Consider the following 5,216-nt stretch of genomic DNA (forward strand, 5'->3'; position numbering starts at 1 on the left):
TGTTACCGGGACTAATGGAAAGAGAAAACCATCGAATGAAACACCGGAAGGTTTTTTAGCAGGGGTATAACAGGTTCATAGGGGCAATATGGGGACGATTTTTTGGAAGGCCACAAAGTAAGCTACCAAAAGAGAAAGGTAATCAGGGCCATTGTCAATTGCAGGACGGCAGTACTAGGGGGACATCTTCAAGGTTGTCCCGACTGCGGCCATCGACAGATCGCCTATAACAGTTGCCGAAACAGGCACTGTCCCAAGTGCCAGGTCCAACAGCGGGAAAAATGGATCCGGGCACGTACGGAACAGGTCCTGCCGGTTCCCTATTTCCATGTTGTCTTTACCATACCGAGCGAGTTGAACCAGTTGTGCCTGGCCTATCCAAAACAGCTCTACAACATCTTGTTCAGTGCATCATGGAAGACCCTAACGGTATTTTCCAATGACCCTAAACATCTGGGAGCAAGGAGCGGTATGACCAGTATCCTACACACTTGGGGGCAAAACCTGAGCCTTCATCCCCATGTCCATTGCCTGGTGCCATCGGGAGGGATCGACAGACAGGGCAAATGGAAGGAAGGCCGCGGTAAAGGAAAATACCTTTTTCCGGTAAAAGCAATGGGCCAGGTATTCCGGGGCGTATTCCTCAAGCAGTTGAAACAATTCAAAAAGAAAGGGGAAATCGAGCATATAGACCTACAGGACCTAGTGGACGCCCTATTTAAAAAACCATGGGTGGTCTATGCCAAGAGACCTTTTGCCGGTGCTGCAAGTGTCATCGAATATTTAGGGAGATATTCCCATAAGGTGGCCATTAGCAATCATAGGATCAAGGCCATCGAAGATAACAAAGTCTACTTTGACTATAAAAACTATAGAACCCACCAAAGCTCCCAAATGCACCTTGGGGCCCAGGAATTCATCCGCAGGTTCGTACAGCACATATTGCCTAAGGGATTTGTACGGATAAGGCATTTTGGAATATGCGCTTCTAGGAGCAAGGCCCTGTTGACTATTATAAAGGACCGGTTATTGGAGCAAAGTCCTCTGGAGACCATATCATTTTCCTACCCACAATGGTCCAAAAAACCAATAATATGCCCCAAATGCAAGGAGGGCATCATGAAAAACCTAAGGATAATACTTTCGATCAGGGCAGGGCCTTGGTGAAATCCGTGAATCCAATGGAAATAGATAAAATAAATACACGTTCAATAAAACGGTCGGAAACACTTATTGGTACCGACAGGGAGGGTTATGTCCCAAAAGAAAAGAGAACCATGAATCTGGACCATCTGAACCCAAGACAATATGATACCTTCCATACTGCCTACCAAAAATCCGATCGGAAAAAGAAAACAGGCCTCGCACTAAGTAAAAATTCCTAACTTGGGATAAAATAAAACGGATTCAATCCCCATAGCATTATAAGCGCAAAACCGACACCGCATAGTTCAACGGCGGATTAAATCAAACTGCGCCATTGGCTTACATGATTTAATCCTATAATGTTAGCGGCAAGCTGAGAACAGCGGAGAATCACAGAAACATATTCTCAAAAAACAAACCTACCTTCATTCTTCCCCCTTGACCAACAATTAATTTATTATGATTTTTGGAAATTCAATTAATTTTAATTTATCTTTGTCGCTAAGATTTTTAGTCAAAGAGATATAATTATGGCAACCGAGGACTTTAAAGAGATTAGCAGAAATTATTCTGATGCTTCAATTCTAATGCATACAGCCATTGCTCGAAAAATTGGACTTGCAGGCACTGACCACAAGCACCTAGGCCTGATTATAAAAGAAGAAGAAATGACCGCAGGACAGATTTCTGAAATGACAGGATTATCTACAGGTGCAGTAACAGGACTGATAGATAGACTTGAAAAACTAGACCTTGTAAAAAGGAAACCAGATAAAAATGACCGAAGAAAAGTGTTGATTGTTCCAAACACAAAAAAAACCATAAAATTACTTTACCCCATTTTTTCAGACCTACAAATAAGGACTAAGGAACTAATGGATACCTTTTCTCAAAGTGAATTAGATGCAATAACAAAATACCTAGAATCGGCTACAGCCATAATGAAAACAGTGACTCAAAACCTAAGAAAATAAACCTATGAATATTACGGAAAGCTATCTGTCAAGAGCGGAATTATGGATGATAATAACAACTCTAGTCTATTTTCTAATGAACGGGGCACAAATTTTTGAAACTGCCGTTTTAGTTCCAAAATGGACAGCAAACCCACCTGACACCTTTTCCCTTTTGATCAACAAAAAGGGGGTTGGTTTAAAAACCTTTTGGATAGTTTTTCATTCCCTCCACGAATTAACTTTCATATTGGCAATTATCTTTTGTTGGAAGCTAGTAGGGATAAGAAACGGGTTGCTTATCCTTTTTGCTATTCATTTTGCGGTCAGGGTTTGGACTATTTCCTATTTTGCCCCGAATATTATTGAGTTTCAAAAAATTGCCGAGGGTATAAATTCTGTGACCGATTTGGTTAAACGAGCCAATGTTTGGAAAACCTTGAATTATATCCGTGTTGGACTATTTCTAGCTGTATCAATGGGATTAATTCCTTTGCTTTTAAAATTAATAAACCTTAAGCAAAATTAAAACGATAATATATGACTACTGACAAAGAGATTTTTCGAGACCCCGACCTTTCAAACAGACAATTGAATTTAACTGTTGAAAGATTAATGAACTTGAAACCCGAAACGTTATTCAATGCTTGGACAAAAGAATTTGATGTTTGGTTTGCTGCACCGGGTTCTGTTTTAATGACAAGAAAAGTAAATACCCCGTTCTTTTTTGAAACGGAATTTAAACCAAATGAGAATTCCGAAATTCAAAGAAGTCCACATTATGGTAGATTTTTACAACTTGTTCCTAATCAACTTATAAAATTGACTTGGGTCACAGGTACAGGGGGAACAAAAGGCATCGAAACGGTCGTGACCGTTGAATTAAAACCAAAAGATGAAAAGACATTAGTGAAATTGACACATTCAGGTTTTCCAGACGAAGAATCAAAAAATGGACACCAACAAGCTTGGCCAATGGTACTCGAACAGCTTGAAAAAAGATACACGGAAAAATAAAGCCAGCCGCTAATCGAGTGGATGGCTCCGCCATCTAATGACGGAGTGCACCCCTCACACCACCGTACGTACGGGTCTCGTATACGGCGGTTCGATAATGAAACTTAACGTTTGTAGTATTCCAATAAACTAACATAACCTTTCCTCTTTAACCGTTTTACGGTGATCGTAGTTCGCAGTATTGGGCTTTGGGCTACAGCCCATCCCCCCATTCTGGTACGGCTCCAAGCATAGGCTTGGTCTTGGTCAATGCCCAGACGGATCAGGTTTTTCCGTTTCCGTTCGAGTTTCTTCCACTGATGCCAAATACAATACCGCAGTCGGTTGCGCAGCCATTCCTTCAACTTCTTGAGCTTGGCCTGAATGGATGCCGGCTTAAAGTAATTAATCCACCCTCGTACCAACAGATTGATGCGTGAAATACGTTCTTCAAAACTGGCGGGTATCGTCTTTTTGGTAAGGTATTTAAGCTTTGCTTTGAATTCCTTCCATTTGGACGGTTTTACCACGAGTTGATATTTCCCTTTCTCTCCTTTCTTGTAGGTCGGTACAAAACCAAACCCTAATACTTGAAAATCCAAAGGTTTGCGTATGCCGCTTTTCTTTCTATTTATTGGCAATCGGAGCTTGTCGCGCAGAAACTTGTAGATACTGTTACCTACCCTTTTTGCTGACTTTTTACTTCTGACATAGATACTGAAATCATCAGCATATCTAACATAACGATGTCCGCTCTTTTCCAGTTCCTTATCCAGCTCGTTGAGCAGGATATTGGAAAGCAACGGACTTAGAGGCGAACCTTGTGGGACGCCCTTTTTGCGCTTGTTTAGTTTGCCGTTGATCAGTATCGGTGCCCTAAGGAATGAGCGTAACAGCTTCATCGTGGGTCTACATTTCACCTTTTTATATATCAGTTCCAAGAGGACATAGTGTTCCACCTCGTCAAAGAAGCTCTTTAAATCGATGTCTACTATGCACTGATACTCTGAATTAATATTCTTTAGGCTTTGTGCGACCGCTTGATGGGCATTGCGCTCTGGTCTGAATCCATAACTATGCTGCTGAAAGTCTGGCTCGAATATGGGTTGCAAAACTTGATGCAGTGCTTGTTGAAATACCCTATCGACCACGGTGGGAATGCCGAGCATCCGTTTCTTGCCGTTGCTTTTGGGTATTTCCATTCCCAATATTGGAGACACCTGATAAGACTCCCGTTCTATCTGTTGGGTGTATCGCTTGGCATGGGTTCGAAGCATAGATTTAAGTTCCATTACGGAAACTCCGTCCACTCCTGCACCACCCTTGTTGCGGAATACCTGTAAATAGGCGTCGTTAAGGTTCCTTTTACTTGTTAAACGTTTAATCATTAACACTAAAATTGTTTCGCTGTCCCGCTTAATCCATGGCTACTGTTCTACTAGAAAACTATCCGTAACATAAAACCGCTCCGTGGTTTATTAAGGACCATTATCGTTCAGTCCTTCACCAACCTATCAGGTGGTTGGCTACTACGACGTCAGCTGACTTCTCCATTTAGCTACACGTAACTTTGGAGACCTCCCCAGGTAATAACATCTTCTTTCCCTCGATTCCTGCCAGATCTACTGCTTCGGCATTCACTTAAATGTGTTTCGGACTTTACAATGATGTGCTTGCTCATCCATCCTAACAGCCTCATATCTGGTTCCTGTTCGTCAGTACCGAGTTTTGTAGTCTCGCTTCCTTCAGATGTAACCTCGCAGTTACCACCCTTGCGACTTACTAATGGTTCAAGGCGTTACCCCTGCCCATAAGGGACTTGCACCCTCTAGATTAATACCATATCTTAGATATGATAAAGATGCCCATGCTGGGCACACACATTGTATAAGCGTAATGCGGGCTGAATGACTAAAATTGAGCATTTTTGCTCCTAAGAAACTTTGTGGTAGGCGGACAGTGAATCGCTCCGAATCCCGCACTACGCTTATACTTGACCGTTGAACTAAACCTTCGGTAACCTTTTCAGCTAGATTTCGTAAATTATATGGATTAATCTAAATCTAAAATTTATGTATCAAAAAAAAGTGTGCAATCCTGCACCGAACTGGCAAAAAGTAC

The 5,216-nt window shown here is 41.8% G+C and carries 5 protein-coding genes and 1 pseudogene; 5 read left to right on the top strand and 1 reads right to left on the bottom strand.

All coding sequences use genetic code 11. The features are described 5' to 3' along the window. Positions 1-81: 81 nt before the first annotated feature. The 5 genes and pseudogenes from QSE00_RS18980 to QSE00_RS19000 form a co-directional block, all read left to right on the top strand. Positions 82-1,167, top strand: a pseudogene (locus QSE00_RS18980) (IS91 family transposase); the annotation flags it as partial. Positions 1,168-1,181: 14 nt separating this feature from the next. Beyond that, a complete protein-coding gene (locus QSE00_RS18985; RefSeq protein WP_093978154.1) occupies positions 1,182-1,385 on the top strand; it encodes a hypothetical protein in 204 nt (67 codons plus the stop codon). A 291-nt stretch (positions 1,386-1,676) separates the two neighbouring features. Beyond that, positions 1,677-2,120, top strand: a complete 444-nt coding sequence (locus tag QSE00_RS18990) for a MarR family winged helix-turn-helix transcriptional regulator (protein ID WP_286107075.1) — start codon at positions 1,677-1,679, stop codon at positions 2,118-2,120. 4 nt (positions 2,121-2,124) lie between these two features. Further along, positions 2,125-2,628 carry a transposase gene (locus QSE00_RS18995; RefSeq protein ID WP_286107076.1) on the top strand — a complete coding sequence of 168 codons (504 nt, stop codon included), beginning with the start codon at positions 2,125-2,127 and terminating at the stop codon, positions 2,626-2,628. Between the two features lie 11 nt (positions 2,629-2,639). Next, positions 2,640-3,116: an SRPBCC family protein gene (locus QSE00_RS19000; RefSeq protein WP_286107077.1), complete on the top strand. Its 477-nt coding sequence runs from the start codon at positions 2,640-2,642 to the stop codon at positions 3,114-3,116. Positions 3,117-3,220: 104 nt separating this feature from the next. Here QSE00_RS19000 and ltrA read toward each other — a convergent pair whose 3' ends face one another. Further along, the gene (gene ltrA, locus QSE00_RS19005) at positions 3,221-4,483 is read right to left on the bottom strand and encodes a group II intron reverse transcriptase/maturase (RefSeq protein WP_286107078.1); all 1,263 of its coding nucleotides are present in this window, start codon (positions 4,481-4,483) and stop codon (positions 3,221-3,223) included. Between the last annotated feature and the right edge of the window lie 733 nt (positions 4,484-5,216).

It is taken from the genome of Arenibacter flavimaris, assembly GCF_030291335.1.
Taxonomy (GTDB): domain Bacteria; phylum Bacteroidota; class Bacteroidia; order Flavobacteriales; family Flavobacteriaceae; genus Arenibacter.